The organism is Pseudomonas sp. EA_15y_Pfl1_P101 (assembly GCF_963970835.1).
In the GTDB taxonomy this organism is placed as follows: Bacteria; Pseudomonadota; Gammaproteobacteria; order Pseudomonadales; family Pseudomonadaceae; genus Aquipseudomonas; species Aquipseudomonas tritici.
The window spans coordinates 22,976-39,175 of the sequence record NZ_CAXAPA010000013.1 but is presented as its reverse complement, the minus strand read 5'-3'; the positions used below and the strand labels follow the sequence as shown (position 1 = coordinate 39,175).

Annotated in this window: 12 protein-coding genes and 2 tRNA genes; 10 read left to right on the top strand and 4 right to left on the bottom strand. The window is 60.4% G+C overall.

Features of this window, described 5'->3' with window-relative positions:
• Positions 1-8: 8 nt before the first annotated feature.
• From AACY36_RS20255 to AACY36_RS20210, 10 genes are all read left to right on the top strand, one after another.
• Positions 9-1,430, top strand: coding sequence for an N-acetylmuramoyl-L-alanine amidase (locus tag AACY36_RS20255; RefSeq protein ID WP_339497503.1), 1,422 nt, complete (start codon positions 9-11; stop codon positions 1,428-1,430).
• On the top strand, positions 1,430-3,346 hold the full coding sequence (gene mutL / locus AACY36_RS20250; RefSeq protein ID WP_370467826.1) for a DNA mismatch repair endonuclease MutL: 1,917 nt from the start codon (positions 1,430-1,432) through the stop codon (positions 3,344-3,346). Before AACY36_RS20255 ends, mutL begins: the two co-directional genes overlap by 1 nt.
• Positions 3,346-4,317, top strand: a complete 972-nt coding sequence (gene miaA / locus AACY36_RS20245) for a tRNA (adenosine(37)-N6)-dimethylallyltransferase MiaA (protein WP_339438043.1) — start codon at positions 3,346-3,348, stop codon at positions 4,315-4,317. Before mutL ends, miaA begins: the two co-directional genes overlap by 1 nt.
• Before the next feature lie 94 nt (positions 4,318-4,411).
• A complete protein-coding gene (gene hfq, locus AACY36_RS20240) occupies positions 4,412-4,672 on the top strand; it encodes an RNA chaperone Hfq (RefSeq protein WP_049710299.1) in 261 nt (86 codons plus the stop codon).
• Positions 4,673-4,684: 12 nt separating this feature from the next.
• Complete coding sequence (hflX, locus tag AACY36_RS20235; protein WP_339415652.1) at positions 4,685-5,986, top strand: ribosome rescue GTPase HflX; 1,302 nt, start codon at positions 4,685-4,687, stop codon at positions 5,984-5,986.
• Between the two features lie 96 nt (positions 5,987-6,082).
• Complete coding sequence (gene hflK / locus AACY36_RS20230) at positions 6,083-7,258, top strand: FtsH protease activity modulator HflK (protein ID WP_339415654.1); 1,176 nt, start codon at positions 6,083-6,085, stop codon at positions 7,256-7,258.
• Positions 7,258-8,124, top strand: coding sequence for a protease modulator HflC (gene hflC, locus AACY36_RS20225; RefSeq protein ID WP_017849753.1), 867 nt, complete (start codon positions 7,258-7,260; stop codon positions 8,122-8,124). The genes hflK and hflC overlap by 1 nt, the downstream gene beginning before the upstream one ends.
• Positions 8,125-8,418: 294 nt before the next feature.
• A complete protein-coding gene (locus AACY36_RS20220) occupies positions 8,419-9,606 on the top strand; it encodes an ATP phosphoribosyltransferase regulatory subunit (protein WP_339435817.1) in 1,188 nt (395 codons plus the stop codon).
• Positions 9,607-9,660: 54 nt separating this feature from the next.
• Positions 9,661-10,950 carry an adenylosuccinate synthase gene (locus AACY36_RS20215; protein ID WP_339415659.1) on the top strand — a complete coding sequence of 430 codons (1,290 nt, stop codon included), beginning with the start codon at positions 9,661-9,663 and terminating at the stop codon, positions 10,948-10,950.
• Between the two features lie 139 nt (positions 10,951-11,089).
• Positions 11,090-13,024 carry a methyl-accepting chemotaxis protein gene (locus AACY36_RS20210; protein WP_339415660.1) on the top strand — a complete coding sequence of 645 codons (1,935 nt, stop codon included), beginning with the start codon at positions 11,090-11,092 and terminating at the stop codon, positions 13,022-13,024.
• Positions 13,025-13,117: 93 nt separating this feature from the next.
• On the opposite strand, the gene AACY36_RS20205 is transcribed toward AACY36_RS20210, so the two are convergent.
• The 4 genes from AACY36_RS20205 to AACY36_RS20190 form a co-directional block, all read right to left on the bottom strand.
• The gene (locus tag AACY36_RS20205; RefSeq protein WP_339415661.1) at positions 13,118-14,683 is read right to left on the bottom strand and encodes an ABC transporter permease; all 1,566 of its coding nucleotides are present in this window, start codon (positions 14,681-14,683) and stop codon (positions 13,118-13,120) included.
• On the bottom strand, positions 14,683-15,708 hold the full coding sequence (locus tag AACY36_RS20200) for an iron ABC transporter substrate-binding protein (protein ID WP_339415662.1): 1,026 nt from the start codon (positions 15,706-15,708) through the stop codon (positions 14,683-14,685). The genes AACY36_RS20205 and AACY36_RS20200 overlap by 1 nt, the downstream gene beginning before the upstream one ends.
• 158 nt (positions 15,709-15,866) lie before the next feature.
• Positions 15,867-15,953: transfer RNA gene (locus AACY36_RS20195), tRNA-Leu, on the bottom strand.
• 153 nt (positions 15,954-16,106) lie between these two features.
• Positions 16,107-16,193: transfer RNA gene (locus tag AACY36_RS20190), tRNA-Leu, on the bottom strand.
• Positions 16,194-16,200: the final 7 nt, after the last annotated feature.

Genomic DNA, 16,200 nt, shown 5'->3' with positions numbered 1-16,200 from the left:
GGTTAGGTATGCGCTTTCGCGCGTTGGTTGCTGTCGTGGGGGTGTTGCTTGCGGCAATGACTGTCAATGCTCTGGCTGCTTCACAGGTGAAGAGTGTTCGCCTGTGGCGAGCGCCGGATAACACGCGGCTGGTGTTCGACCTGTCTGGCCCGGTCCAGCACAGCGTCTTTACTCTCACGTCTCCTGATCGCCTGGTGATCGACATCAACGGCGCGACCCTGGCCGCGCCGTTGAAGGTATCCACTGCCAACACCCCGATTACCTCTATACGCTCGGCCCAGCGCACGCCCACTGACCTGCGCGTGGTGATCGACCTGAAAAAGGTTGTAACGCCGAAAAGCTTCTCGCTGACGCCAAACGCCCAATATGGCAACCGGCTGGTGGTCGACCTGTTCGACAACGCCGCCGATGCCGCGCCGCCGCCGGCCCCAACGCCAAGCGTGGCAACGGTGCCGGCAGTACCGGTGAGCCCGTCGCAACCCCAGGTCAAGCTGCCACCGCCGCCACCGGCCCCGGCAGGCAAGCGCGACATTATTGTAGTGATCGACGCCGGCCACGGCGGTGAAGACCCAGGTGCTTCCGGTTCGCGCGGCCAGCACGAGAAAGACGTGGTATTGGCCATCGCCCGTGAGCTGCAGCGCCAGGTCAATGGCATGAAAGGCTACCGCGCCGAGCTGACCCGTACCGGCGACTACTTCATTCCGTTGCGCGGCCGAACTGAAATCGCCCGTAAGAAAGGCGCCGACCTGTTTGTGTCGATTCACGCCGACGCCGCGCCCTCGACCGCTGCATTCGGTGCTTCGGTGTTTGCCCTGTCGGATCGCGGCGCTACGTCCGAGACCGCGCGTTGGTTGGCCGACAGTGAAAACCGTTCCGACTTGATCGGCGGCGCCGGCAACGTGTCCCTCGATGACAAGGACAAAATGCTCGCGGGGGTGCTGCTCGACCTGTCGATGACGGCTTCGCTGACCTCCAGCTTGAACGTCGGCCAGAAGGTCTTGAGCAATATCGGTCGAGTCACTTCGCTGCACAAGCATCGTGTGGAGCAAGCAGGGTTTATGGTGTTGAAGTCGCCGGACATCCCGTCGATCCTGGTAGAAACCGGGTTCATCTCCAATGCCAAGGAAGCCTCTAAGCTGGCCAGCGCCAGCCACCAGCAGGCCCTGTCGCGCTCCATCAGCGCCGGTATTCGCCAGTTCTTCCAGCAGAACCCACCGCCGGGCACTTACATCGCCTGGCTGCGTGACTCGGGGAAAATCGCCCAAGGCCCGCGTGACCATCGCGTGCAGCCGGGCGATACTCTGGCCATGCTGGCGGTGCGTTTTCAAGTGTCGACCGCTACCTTGCGCAGTGCTAACAAACTGAAGACGGATGAGTTGAAAGTCGGCCAGGTGTTGACCATCCCTGGCACTGAATTGGCGGCGCAGTAATGAGTGAGTCCACCCTGAACAGCGGCTCGCGCATTGAGCTGCTGAGCCCGCGCCTTGCTAACCAGATTGCTGCGGGCGAGGTTGTTGAGCGCCCGGCGTCGGTGATCAAGGAGCTGCTGGAAAACAGTATCGACTCCGGTGCCAAGCGCATTGATGTCGATGTGGAGCAGGGCGGCGTCAAGCTGCTGCGCGTACGTGACGATGGCAGCGGCATCTCCTCCGATGACCTGCCGCTGGCCCTGGCCCGTCACGCCACCAGCAAGATTCGCGACCTGGAAGACCTTGAGCGCGTGATGAGCCTGGGCTTTCGCGGTGAGGCCCTGGCCTCGATCAGCTCCGTAGCGCGCCTGACCCTGACTTCGCGCACCCGTGACGCCGACCAAGCCTGGCAGGTGGAAACCGAAGGCCGCGACATGGCGCCTCGGGTTCAGCCGGCAGCCCATCCGGTCGGTACATCGGTAGAGGTGCGCGACCTGTTCTTCAATACACCGGCGCGGCGCAAATTCCTCAAGGCCGAAAAAACCGAATTCGATCACCTGCAAGAAGTCATCAAACGTCTGGCCCTGGCCCGTTTCGACGTGGCTTTCCACCTGCGCCACAACGGCAAGACCATCCTCAGCCTGCATGAAGCCCATGATGACGCCGCGCGCGCGCGCCGGGTGTCGGCGATTTGTGGCGCGGGTTTCCTGGAGCAGGCGCTGCCGATTGAAATCGAGCGTAATGGCCTGCGGCTGTGGGGCTGGGTCGGTTTGCCGACCTTCTCCCGCAGTCAGGCGGACTTGCAGTACTTCTTTGTGAACGGCCGCGCTGTGCGCGACAAACTGGTGGCCCACGCGGTGCGTCAGGCTTACCGCGACGTGTTGTTCAATGGGCGGCACCCGACGTTCGTGCTGTTCCTCGAGGTCGACCCATCGGTGGTGGACGTCAACGTGCACCCGACCAAACACGAAGTGCGCTTCCGTGATGGGCGCATGGTGCATGACTTCCTCTACGGCACCTTGCACCGCACCTTGGGTGACGTGCGTCCGGATGATCAACTGTCGGCACCGATTGTGACGGCGATGGTCCGCCCGAGCGGCCCGGAAGCGGGTGAGTTCGGCCCTCAGGGCGAAATGAGCCTGGCGGCAAACCTGCTGCAATCGCCACAGCCGCAGCCGTCGTACACCACGCCGGGTTCTGGTTCGGGTGCGGGTTACCAGTACCAATACACGCCACGCCCGCAGTCGGCAGTGCCAGTGGCCGAGGCCCAGGCGGCATATCGCGAGTTTTTCGCGCCGCTGCCCGGGGCCGAGCCTGGCGCTGCTGTGGCCTTGCCGGAGGGTGGCGGTGATATTCCGCCGCTGGGTTATGCATTGGCGCAGCTCAAGGGCATCTACATTCTTGCGGAAAACGCCCACGGCCTGGTGCTGGTGGACATGCATGCCGCCCACGAGCGGATCATGTACGAGCGCCTGAAGATTGCCATGGCCAGCGAAGGCCTCAGCGGCCAGCCGTTGCTGGTGCCGGAATCCCTTGCGGTCAGCCAGCGTGAGGCAGATTGTGCCGAAGAGCACCATGCTGTGTTCCAGAAGCTGGGCTTTGAATTGCAACGACTGGGGCCGGAAACCCTGGCCATCCGCCAGATTCCCGCGTTACTCAAGCAGGCCGAGGCTAACCGTTTGGTCGCCGACGTACTGGCAGACCTGATGGAATACGGCACCAGCGACCGCATCCAGGCGCACATCAACGAACTGCTCGGCACCATGGCCTGCCACGGCGCCATCCGCGCGAACCGCCGCCTGGCCCTGCCGGAAATGAACGGCCTGCTGCGCGATATGGAGAACACCGAGCGCAGCGGTCAATGCAACCATGGCCGACCGACCTGGACCCAGATGGGCCTGGACGATCTGGACAAACTGTTCTTGCGCGGCCGTTGATGAGTGCCTCGCCCCCCGCGATCTTCCTGATGGGCCCAACGGCCGCCGGCAAGACCGACCTGGCCATCGAGCTGACCAAGGTGCTGCCGTGCGAGCTGATCAGTGTCGACTCTGCCCTGGTTTACCGGGACATGGACATTGGCACCGCGAAGCCTTCCAAAGCGCTGTTGGCTGAGTATCCGCATCGTTTGATCGATATCATTGATCCCTGCGAGAGCTACTCGGCGGCGGATTTCCGTACCGACGCCCTGGCGGCCATGGCCGAAATCACCGCACGCGGCAATATTCCGCTGCTGGTCGGTGGCACGATGCTCTATTACAAGGCTTTGCAGGAAGGCCTGGCGGACATGCCGCCCGCCGACGCCCTGGTGCGCGCCGAGCTTGAGGAAGAGGCTGTACGCCTTGGCTGGCAAGCCCTGCACGACCAGTTGGCGGTCGTGGACCCGGTATCTGCTGCACGCATCCACCCCAATGACCCCCAGCGCCTCACGCGTGCCTTGGAAGTCTGGCGTGTCAGCGGCCAGACCATGACTGAACATCGGCTGAAACAAAGTGCGCAAAGTGCTGACGCAGGCGCATCTGGACAGCCACAATTACCCTATACTGTGGCGAATCTTGCCATCGCTCCGGCAAATCGCCAGGTGCTGCATGATCGAATTGCACAAAGATTCACAATTATGTTGGAACAGGGGTTTGTCGACGAGGTCGTAGCACTGCGTTCCAGAGGTGACCTGCATCCAGGGTTGCCTTCGATACGTGCTGTGGGCTATCGCCAAGTCTGGGATCATCTGGATGGCAAGCTGACGTCAGCCGAAATGCAGGAGCGCGGCATCATTGCCACGCGCCAATTGGCGAAACGCCAGTTCACCTGGTTGCGCAGCTGGAGCGACTTGCACTGGCTGGACAGCCTGGACAGCGACAATCTGTCACGCGCCTTGAAATACTTGGGAACGGTCTCCATATTGAGCTGAGTCCTTGCAATAGCCGTCTATCCTTGGGGGTGTGACGGCCATAAGTTATCTATTTTCCGATTTTTTATTATTGATCCTTAAAGGAGTGCGGCACATGTCAAAAGGGCATTCGCTACAAGACCCTTACTTGAATACTTTACGTAAAGAGAAAGTGGGTGTTTCCATCTATCTGGTCAACGGTATCAAGCTTCAAGGCACGATCGAGTCGTTTGACCAGTTCGTGATCCTGCTGAAAAACACCGTCAGCCAGATGGTCTACAAGCACGCTATCTCGACAGTCGTCCCTGTTCGTCCAATCCGTCTGCCTAGCGCAGCAGGTGAAGATGCAGTTGACGCTGAGCCAGGTAACGCCTGATAGGAGTCTCCTTTGTTCTTTGAGCGCCACGGTGGTGGTGAGCGAGTAATCCTCGTTCACTTGGATGGACAGGACCCTGAGGCGCGCGAAGATCCGCAGGAGTTTCAGGAGTTGGCAAATTCGGCCGGCGCCGAGACCGTTGCGTTTTTTAACGTGCCGCGTCATCGGCCAACCGCCAAATACCTGATCGGCAGCGGCAAGGTCGAGGAGCTTCGCGACTTGGTCCACGCTGAAGAAGCTGATCTGGTGATCTTCAATCACGTCCTCACGCCCAGTCAGGAACGTAACCTCGAACGTGTTTTCGAGTGTCGCGTGATCGACCGTACCGGTCTGATTCTGGATATTTTCGCTCAGCGCGCCCGTACCCATGAAGGCAAGCTCCAGGTTGAATTGGCCCAGCTTGACCACATGAGTACCCGGCTGGTTCGCGGCTGGACTCACCTTGAGCGCCAAGGTGGCGGTATCGGCATGCGTGGCCCGGGTGAGACCCAGCTCGAAACCGACCGACGTCTGCTGCGGGTTCGCCTGCGCCAGATCAAGGGTCGCCTCGAGAAGGTGCGCAGCCAGCGCGAGCAATCGCGACGTGGCCGTTCCCGTGCGGATATCCCTACCGTGTCCCTGGTGGGTTATACCAACGCCGGCAAATCCACACTCTTCAATAACGTGACGAAATCGGACGTGTACGCGGCCGACCAACTGTTCGCGACCCTCGACCCGACCTTGCGCCGTCTGGATCTGGACGACCTGGGGCCGATTGTCCTGGCCGATACCGTGGGTTTCATTCGTCACCTGCCGCACAAGCTGGTCGAGGCATTTCGGTCTACGCTCGAAGAGTCGAGCAATTCCGACCTGCTGTTGCATGTGATTGATGCGGCTGAACCGGATCGCATGTTGCAGATTGAACAGGTGATGCTGGTGCTGGGCGAGATTGGTGCCCAGGACTTGCCGATCCTCGAGGTCTATAACAAACTCGATTTGCTTGAAGGGGTTGAGCCACAAATCCAGCGCGACGAGAACGGCAAGCCCCAGCGGGTCTGGCTATCGGCGCGTGATGGCAGTGGTCTTGAGTTGCTTGAACAAGCCATTGCCGAATTGCTCGGCGGCGATTTGTTCGTTGGCACCTTGCGCTTGCCGCAGCGTTTTGCTCGACTGCGTGCACAGTTTTTCGAATTGGGCGCGGTACAGAAAGAAGAACACGACGAAGAGGGGGTCAGCTTGCTGGCCGTTCGATTGCCGCGCTCGGAGCTGAATCGGCTGGTCAGCCGTGAAGGCGTTATACCGGCAGAGTTCATCGAACAACACACTTTGCAATAAAAGCCTCCCAAAGCGGTTGTGCCGCGGTGGCAGGCATTCTGTAGCATTGGTCGGCGCGCCGTGGGTGCGTCTTTGCTTTATCAGATGGAGAGCGCTATGGCTTGGAATGAGCCGGGTGGCAACTCGAATAATCAGGATCCTTGGGGTGGTAAACGCCGCAATAATGGCGACCGCAAAGGGCCACCAGATCTCGACGAGGCCTTCCGAAAGCTGCAGGAAAGCCTGAATGGGTTGTTCGGTGGTGGGAAAAAACGTGGTGGTGACGACGGCGGTCGCACAAGCAAGGGCGGTGGCTATGGCCTGCTTGGCCTGGGTCTTGTCGTGCTGGCGGCCGTATGGCTGTACAGCGCCGTTTACGTGGTGGACGAGCAGGAGCAAGCCGTGGTGCTGCGCTTCGGCAAGTACTACGAAACCGTCGGCCCGGGCCTGAACATCTACTTCCCGCCGATCGATAAGAAGTACATGGAGAATGTCACGCGTGAGCGTGCCTACACCAAGCAGGGCCAGATGCTGACCGAAGACGAGAACATCGTCGAAGTGCCGCTGACCGTGCAGTACAAGATCAGCAACCTGCAGGACTACGTGCTGAACGTTGACCAGCCGGAAATCAGCCTGCAACACGCAACTGAAAGCGCCCTGCGCCACGTGGTGGGTTCTACCGCCATGGACCAGGTGCTGACCGAAGGTCGTGAGTTGATGGCCAGCGAAATCAAGGAGCGCCTGCAACGGTTCCTCGATACCTATCGCACCGGTATTACCGTCACCCAGGTCAACGTACAGAACGCGGCCGCGCCGCGCGAAGTGCAGGAAGCCTTTGATGATGTGATCCGTGCCCGTGAAGACGAGCAGCGTTCGCGCAACCAGGCTGAAACCTACGCCAACGGCGTCGTGCCGGAAGCCCGTGGTCAGGCCCAGCGTATCCTTGAGGATGCCAATGGTTACCGCGACGAAGTGGTCTCCCGTGCCAAGGGTGAGGCGGATCGCTTTACCAAATTGGTCGCCGAGTACCGCAAGGCGCCGGAAGTTACGCGTGAGCGTCTGTACCTGGACACCATGCAGGAAGTCTTCAGCAACACCAGCAAGGTTCTCGTGACTGGCAGCAAAGGCGGGCAGAACAACCTGCTCTACCTGCCGCTGGACAAGATGATCGAAGGTGGACGTAGCAGCACCGGCGCACCGTCCACCGGTTCCAATGCCGCTGCCAACGAAGCGAGCGCCCGTGCGGCCGCTGACTTGTCGCAACAGCAAACACGTACCAGGGAGAGTCGTTGATGAGCAATAAATCGCTGACCGCCCTGATTGTGGGCGTCGTCGTGGTCATCGCTGCCTGGAACTGCTTCTACATCGTGGCTCAGACCGAGCGTGCGGTGCTGCTGCAATTCGGTCGCGTGGTCCAGGCGGATGTCCAGCCGGGCTTGCATGTGAAAGTTCCCTACGTCAACCAGGTGCGTAAGTTTGACGCCCGCCTGATGACCCTGGATGCACCGACACAGCGCTTCCTGACCCTGGAAAAGAAAGCCGTGATGGTTGACGCCTACGCCAAGTGGCGCGTCAAGGATGCCGAGCGCTTCTACACTGCGACCTCCGGCCTCAAGCAGATTGCTGACGAGCGTTTGTCGCGCCGTCTGGAGTCGGGCCTGCGTGACCAGTTTGGTAAGCGCACCCTGCACGAGGTGGTATCCGGTGAGCGTGATGCGCTGATGGCTGACATCACGCGATCGCTGAACACGATGGCGGAAAAAGAGCTGGGCATCGAGGTGGTTGATGTTCGGGTCAAGGCTATCGACCTGCCGAAGGAAGTGAATCGCAGCGTGTTCGAGCGTATGAGCACCGAGCGTGAGCGTGAAGCCCGTGAGCACCGCGCCAAGGGTAACGAGTTGGCGGAAGGTATCCGTGCGGATGCCGATCGTCAGCGCCGTGTACTGTTGGCCGAAGCCTATCGCGAGTCTGAAGAGGCCCGTGGTGATGGTGATGCCCAAGCTGCTTCGATCTACGCCAAGGCCTACGGCCAGGACCAGGAGTTCTACGCGTTCTACCGTAGCCTGCGTGCCTACCGTGAAAGCTTCGCGAACAAAACCGACGTCATGGTGCTGGACCCAAGCAGCGACTTCTTCCGCTACCTGGAAAAGTCCAAGTAACCAGCCTGTGATTCTGTAGGTGTCACTCCCGTCGGGCGGCTAAAACGCCTGGCGGGGTGATCCTTTCAGAAAACGGGTGTATGATGCGGCAGCCGGGAAATTCCCGGCTTTTTTGCGTCTGCATGTTTGATTCGGCAGGCGTTACAGGTTTTTCGAGGAAAGTGCCCGACGAGGCCGGTGATAGGTCGTTCGTCACGTCGTTCTTGCGCGTGGTTTATGCAAGGGGCGGGTATTTTCTGCTCTACTCAAGGCTCGGCCGAGGGCTGGCCGCCCGGATCATAGGGGAATGGCGTAATGGCAACGGTAGACCGCTGGCTGCTGCCAGATGGCATCGAAGAAGTACTGCCACCGGAGGCTGCGCGCATTGAAGTAGCGCGTCGCCAGGTGTTGGATCTGTTCCAGAGCTGGGGTTACGAGTTTGTCGTGACCCCCCATATCGAGTACCTGGAATCCCTGCTGACCGGCGCGGGCCAGGACCTGGATCTGCGCACCTTCAAAGTCATCGACCCGCAATCGGGCCGGCAAATGGGCTTTCGTGCCGATATCACGCCGCAAGTGGCGCGCATCGATGCACACACCCTGCGTCGCGAAGGCCCGAGCCGCCTCTGCTATGCCGGCAGCGTGCTGCATGCGCAACCGCGTGCACTGTCGTCTTCGCGCAGCCCGATCCAATTGGGTGCCGAACTGTACGGCGATGCCAGCCCGAGCAGCGACGTTGAGGTGATCAGCTTGATGCTGGCCATGCTGCAATTGGCTGACGTACCTGATGTCCACATGGACTTGGGCCACGTGGGTATCTACCGTGGCCTGGCCCGCGCAGCCGGTTTGTCCGGTGAAGTGGAACAACAGTTGTTCGATGCCCTGCAACGCAAGGCCATCGATGAAGTGATTGCCCTGACCGCTGGCGTGCCTGCCGATCTGGCCGACATGCTGCGTGCGCTGGTGAACCTGTGCGGCGGCCGTGAAGTGCTGGTGGCTGCGCGTGAGCGCCTGGCCAATGCGCCGGCACCGGTACTGGCTGCGCTGGACGATGTGCTGGCGATTGCCGAGCAGTTGTCGTCACGGTTCCCGCAGCTGCCGCTGTATTTTGACCTGGGTGAGTTGCGCGGCTATCACTACCACACCGGTGTGGTGTTCGCGGTGTTTGTACCAGGGGTCGGCCAAGCCATCGCCCAAGGCGGTCGTTATGACGATATCGGCGCCGATTTTGGCCGTGCGCGCCCGGCCACCGGCTTTTCCACCGATTTGAAAACCCTGGTGACCCTGGGGCGTGCTGAGGTCGAGCTGCCGTCTGGTGGCATCTGGATGCCCGACAGTACGGACGCAGCACTCTGGCAGCGGGTTTGCCAGTTGCGCAGTGAAGGTCAGCGCGTTGTCCAGGCCTTGCCTGGTCAGCCATTGGCCGCCGCCCGTGAAGCGGACTGCGACCGGCAATTGATTCTGCAGAACGGGCTTTGGCAAGTATCGCCACTGGCTTCTTGAGTTTTCCTGCCGGCCATCGCCGGCACCAAGTTTGCGCGAATGAGGACAAGTGTTATGGGTAAGAATGTCGTAGTCCTGGGCACCCAATGGGGTGATGAGGGCAAAGGCAAGATCGTTGATCTGCTGACCGAACATGCTGCCGCCGTAGTGCGCTACCAAGGTGGCCACAACGCTGGCCACACCCTGGTCATCGATGGCGAAAAAACCGTTTTGCACCTGATCCCGTCGGGTGTGCTGCGCGAAGGCGTGCAGTGCCTGATCGGCAACGGCGTGGTGGTTGCACCTGACGCCCTGTTGCGCGAGATCACCAAGCTGGAAGAGAAAGGCGTGCCGGTGCGCGAGCGCCTGCGTATCAGCCCGTCCTGCCCGCTGATCCTGTCCTTCCACGTAGCGCTGGACCAGGCCCGTGAAAAGGCCCGTGGCGAGCTGAAGATCGGTACTACTGGTCGCGGCATCGGCCCTGCGTATGAAGACAAGGTGGCTCGTCGTGGCCTGCGTGTTGGCGACCTGCTGAACATGCCGCGCTTCGAAGACAAGCTGCGTGAGCTGGTGGATTACCACAACTTCATGCTGGTGGGTTACTACAAAGAGGCGGCCATCGAGTTTGAAAAGACCTTGGCCGAGTGCAAGGAATACGCTGAGCTGCTCAAGCCGCTGATGCTGGACGTGACGGCTGAGTTGCACGACCTGCGTCGCGCTGGCAAGGACATCATGTTCGAAGGCGCCCAGGGTTCGTTGCTGGACATCGACCACGGTACCTACCCGTACGTGACCAGCTCCAACACCACCGCGGGCGGCGTTGCGACTGGCTCGGGCGTTGGTCCTATGTTCCTGGACTACATCCTGGGCATCACCAAGGCTTACACCACCCGTGTAGGCTCAGGTCCATTCCCGACTGAGTTGTTCGACGAAGTCGGTGCGCACCTGGCCAAACAAGGCCACGAGTTCGGCGCAACCACCGGCCGTGCTCGTCGGTGTGGCTGGTTCGACGCCGTTATCCTGCGTCGCGCTATCGATGTGAACAGCATCTCGGGCATCTGTCTGACCAAGCTGGACGTACTCGACGGCTTGGAAACCATCAATATCTGCATCGGCTATAAAGATGCAGAAGGCAAGGACGTTGCCCCGACTGACGCTGACAGCTACGTGGGCCTGCAGCCTGTGTACGAAGAAGTGCCGGGCTGGACCGAATCGACCGTGGGTGCCAAAACCCTGGAAGAGCTGCCAGCTAACGCTCGTGCCTACATCAAGCGTGTTGAAGAGCTGATCGGAGCACCCATCGACATTATTTCGACAGGTCCGGACCGCAACGAAACCATCGTTCTGCGTCACCCGTTCGCTTAATAAGCTGTTGATGTAAAAAGCAAAGGGCTCCTAATGGAGCCCTTTGTCGTTTCTGTCGCCTTAGCGGCACGACCTTTGCTTTGGTTCTCTCTTTCGCGGTGCTATCAAATTAATGGCACCCGTGGTCGAGGGATTCCCGATGTCTGCCGTTCTCTCATTGTTACAAAGCCGTCTGTTGCGGCCGGTGTTCGTTACCCTAGGTATCGCTCTTTTGGTGCAAGTGCTGGTAGCGGTTGCTCTCACACGCAGCACGGTCACGGCGCTGGAGGCTGATCTGGGCAATCGCCTGGGCATCGATAGCCAGAAACTGTCTGGTGAACTGGCGCAGGCTGGTAAAGAAGTCACGTCCAGTCTGGATAGCTTGTCTACCAGCACCCGTCAGCGCCTGACAGCAGGGCTTTCGACCCGTCTGCAAGAAGAGCAGAAGCAGCTGCGTGCGACCCTGGAAAAAGACCTGCAAGACTCCGCCAATGACATGGCGCAACTACTGGCCTCTGTAGCGCCTCGCGCCATGTGGGACAGCGACGTGCCGACGTTGTCGGAGTTTGCGCGCCGTGCGCAGCGCAATCCCAACGTACTATTTGTAGTTTATGACGACGCCGCGGGTGAGCATTTGACCCGCTACCTGAATCGCGAGAATCCGATCAACCAGGCGCTGCTGGCCAAGGGAGTGGGTGATCGCGCATTGGATAAGGTGCTCGACGCTGCCAAGAACGACCCTTCCGTGTACTACGTCGAGGCGTCTATCAGCCCCAATGGGGTAGAAATTGGCAAAGTCCGCATGGGCGTTTCGACCGTGTCGGTTGAAGCCGACCTGCAGGCACTGGACAAGCGTTTCGCGGCGCTGATTGCCAGCGGCGATCAACTGGTCGGCGACAGCCTCAAAGGCGCGTCGGCTGATAGCGCGGCCGCCATGGGCGCCCGCCTGCAATCCGCGCAAGCTACGGCCACCCAGATGACGGCCAATACCGCCAGCGCCGTTCAGGAGGCTGCTGGCACCTTGCGCTGGCGCATCGGCATGGGGCTCGCGCTGGTCGGTCTTGGTGTATTGCTGCTGATCGCCATCGTGTTGGGGCGCCGTGTCGTCAACCGCTTGAAGCTGCTGATCGCAGCCATGGATGACCTGGCGGCGGGTGAGGGCGACCTCACCAAGCGTGTGCAGATCAGCAGCAAGGATGAAATCGGCGACATGGCCTCGGCGGTCAATCGCTTTGTGGATAAGTTGCAGCCTATCGTCCGCGAGGCGGGGGATGTGGCCCAGCGTACTGGCGTGGAAATCGGCGCCATGACCTTGCGCAATGCCGGTGCTGATGCGGCGGCGGGCTTGCAGCGTGATGAAGTGGCCGAGAGCTTGCGCGCGCTGTCGCAAATGGCAGACGAAGCGCAAGCCGAAAGCCATGCGATGCAGGCGGCGCTGCAGCAGGTGGTGGATATTCGCCAGGCCACGGATGAGAACTCGCGGACTTCGGCGCAGGTCGGCAGTTTGATCGAGGCGCTGGCGGGCCAGGTGCAGGCAGGCTCCCAAGTGATTGAGCGTCTGGCCCAGCAAAGCGAGCAGATCGAGGTGGTGCTGACCGTGATTCACGGCATCGCCGAGCAAACCAACCTGCTGGCGCTCAATGCGGCGATCGAAGCGGCCCGCGCGGGTGAGACCGGTCGCGGCTTTGCCGTAGTGGCAGACGAGGTGCGCGCGCTGGCGAGTAAAACCCAGAGCTCCACCGGTGATATCCAGGCGCATATCGTGGCGTTGCAGCAAGGCGCTCGTGAGGCGGTGGAAACCATCGGCAAGGCCGGACGCCAGGCTGATGAGGGTTTGCTGGTGCTGCGCGATAGCGTGCGCTTGCAGCAGACGGTGCAGGCCTCGGTGGAGCAGGTCCATGCGGCGATTGGCTTGGCGACGCGCGCGGCTGAGCATCAGGCGCAGGGCGCGCATGCGGTGCGTGGTCGCGTTGAAGTGATCCATGCCCAGGCTGAGCGTGCTGCGCAGGCGGTGGTGGAGACGACGGCCAGTGGCAAGGTGCTGGATGGGTTGGCGGCGCAATTGAAGGCAAGCCTGGGACAGTTCCGGGCCTAGCGTCGCCTGTTCCGGCGTCATCGCGAGCAGGCCTGGCTCCCGCCTTGGAATGCATTCCAAATGTGGGTGTCGGGCTTGCCCGCGATAGCGGTCTCAGCGGCTCAGATACATCCGGGTCGTCAGCAGGTACACCGGCAACCCCGACACCAGTATCAACAACGCCGCATATGGCGCCGCCGCTGCAAACTCGACATTCGAAGTGTGCGCCCACACCGCCGTCGCCAATGTATTCAACCCGGTCGGGCTCAGCAGCAACGTCGCCGTCAATTCCTTCATCGCATCCAGAAACACCAGCGCAAACGCTGCACCCAATGCCGGGAAAATAATTGGCAACGTCACTCGGCAAAACGCACTGAGCGACGACGCCCCCAGCGTACGTGCGGCCTCTTCCAGCTGCGGCGCGGCCCTGTTCAGTGCTGTGCGAATCGGCGCCTGGGCCAGTGGCAAAAACAACAACGCATAAGCGATCAACAACAGTGCCGATGTCTGATACAGCGCCGGCACGTAATGCAGGGCGAAATACACCAGCGTCAGCGCAATCACCAGCCCGGGCAGGGCGTGCAACAGATACGGCAGGCGCTCGGCCCAGATTGCCAGTTGGCCTTTGTAACGCACCACTAGCAGGCCCACTGGCACCGCCAATACTAAGCACAGTGCCGCACCGCCGAGAGAAAGTGCCAACGAAGACAACAACGCTTCACTGATCTCATCCACCGGGAATGCGGCGGAAGAGCCCACTGCCAACCAGTAACCGAGCATCCCCAGTGGTATGCCGCTGCCGATTATCGCCAGTACCAGGCAATACGCCTGGCCCAGCGGTGCCCACTTACCTAGTCGAACCTGCTCGGCGTGCCGCGCTGCGCCTTGGCCTATGCGCACATGTCGGCCGTTGCCGCGCACGCGCAACTCCAGCCACAACAGCGTCAGGCACATCACCAGGAGCACTGCCGAGAGCATTGCGGCGTTGGCATTGCTGAATTCCAGTTCGAATTGCTGGTAGATCGCGGTGGTAAAGGTCTGCAGTCCGATAATCGAGAGCGCGCCGAATTCCACCAGCATGTGCAGCGCGATCAACAGTGCCCCGGCCAGCAGCGATGGCCATAGCAAAGGCAATGTGACGCGCAAGAACACGCTCCAGCGATTCAGCCCCAGAGTGCGGGCCGACTCTTCCAGTGAGGGATCAAGGTTGCGCAGCGTCGCCGCCACTGGCAAAAACACCAGCGGGTATTTCGACAAGCTCATCACCAGGATCGCGCCGCCGAGCCCTTCGAAGTTGGCGCTCAGCGAGACCCAGGTAAAGCTGCTGACAAATGCCGGCACCGCAAATGGCAGGCATAAAATCACGCCCCATATGCGTCGTCCCGGCAGGTTGCTGCGCTCCAGCAGCCAGGCCAGTGACAGGCCGATCACGCCGCATGCCAGCGTCACGCCGACCATCAGCGCCAGGGTGTTGCGCAGCAGCCCGAACACGTACGGGCGCCACAGCAGGTGCACCGCTTCCGCCCAGCCGGCCTGCCATGCCTTCAGCCCGACATACGCCAGCGGCAGCAGGCTCAGGCCAACCAGCAACAGCACGGGCAGTAACAGCCAGATAGAAGGGCGCTTGCGCTTTGGGCTGAACCCCCTGCGCGTGGCAGGGGCGGATAGCGATGGGTTCATCAGTTCAAGCCAACGTCACGTTCCAGTTCCAGGGCTTCTTCGGCGTTGCCCAAGTCGGCAGGGGTGACTTTCGGAGGTTGCAGCTCACTGAAAGGCTTGAGGCCGCGCTTTGATTCCATGCCTTTGCGCAGCGGGTACTCAGCCGAGGTGTTGGTGATCACGCGTTGGCCTTCTTCGCTGGCCATGAACGCCAACAGTTGCTGCGCTTCCTTGGGGTGCTTGCTGGATTTCAGCGCTGCAGCCGAAGACACGGTGATCAGGCCGCCAGCATCGCCATTGGTGAAGTAGTGCAACTGGGAGTCCAGGTTGGTTTTTTCTTTCTTCAGCGCGAACCAGTAGTAGTTGTTCACCAGCACAGTGGCCACTTCGCCGTTCTCCACGGCTTTGAGGGCGACCATATTATTGCTGTACACCTTGCCGAAGGCACGCAGGCCGGTCAGCCATTCTTCGGCGGCTTCGCGACCGTGCAACTTGATGATCGCCACGGCCTGCTCCTGGAATGCGCCACTGGTGGGCACGAAGCCAACCTTGCCTTGCCACTCGGGGCCGGCGAAATCCAACACCGATTTCGGCAGGTCTTTTTCAGCAATCAGTTTTGGGTTAAAGGCCACGACGCGGGTGCGTGCGGTCACGCCCATCCAGTCGCCATTGGCGCCGACATAATCCTTGGGCAATACGTTGAGGGTGCTCGCGTCGATTTTGGCCAGCAGGCCTTGTTCGCCGAGTTTGTTCAGTGGTGGCGATTCTTCGGTGTAGATCACGTCGGCAGGGGAGCGGTCACCCTCTTCGACGACCTGGCTGGCCAGTTGGTTGCTGCTGCCTTTGCGTACGTTGACGTGAATGCCGGTCTTGGCTTCGAAGGCCTTGGCGAGTTCATCACCGACTTCTTTGTGCTGGCCGTTGTACAGGGTCAGGGAGGCCTTATCGGCGGAATAGGCGGTGGGCGAGAGCAGGGTCAGGCCGAGCAGAGTGATGGTCAGGCCACGCAGAAGGGATGTCTTGAGATGGGTATCGCGGATCATCATCCGGGTTGTTCCTCACTTGTATTCAACAAATACTTACAAGGATAAACGATAAAACTTCTCAAGTGCGGGCGAGGGGGGAATCGCTGGGGAAGTTTCCACGCTAATGTTTTCAATCCCCGGAAACGAAAAAACCCGCTTTCGCGGGTTTTATCTGAATTTGGTGCCCAGGAGAAGACTCGAACTTCCACGACCTTGCGATCACCAGCACCTGAAGCTGGCGTGTCTACCAATTTCACCACCTGGGCATTATCAAGCAACGTTGCCGCTGTCGATGGGGCGAACTATACGGCGGGGTTTTTGATCTGTAAACCCCTGATTCGAAAAAATAAATCGGGTTTTGCTTTAAAAATCAAAGGCTTGAAACGAAAAAACCCGCTTTCGCGGGTTTTATCTGAATTTGGTGCCCAGGAGAAGACTCGAACTTCCACGACCTTGCGATCACCAGCACCTGAAGCTGGCGTGTCTACCAATTTCACCACCTGGGCAGCATCA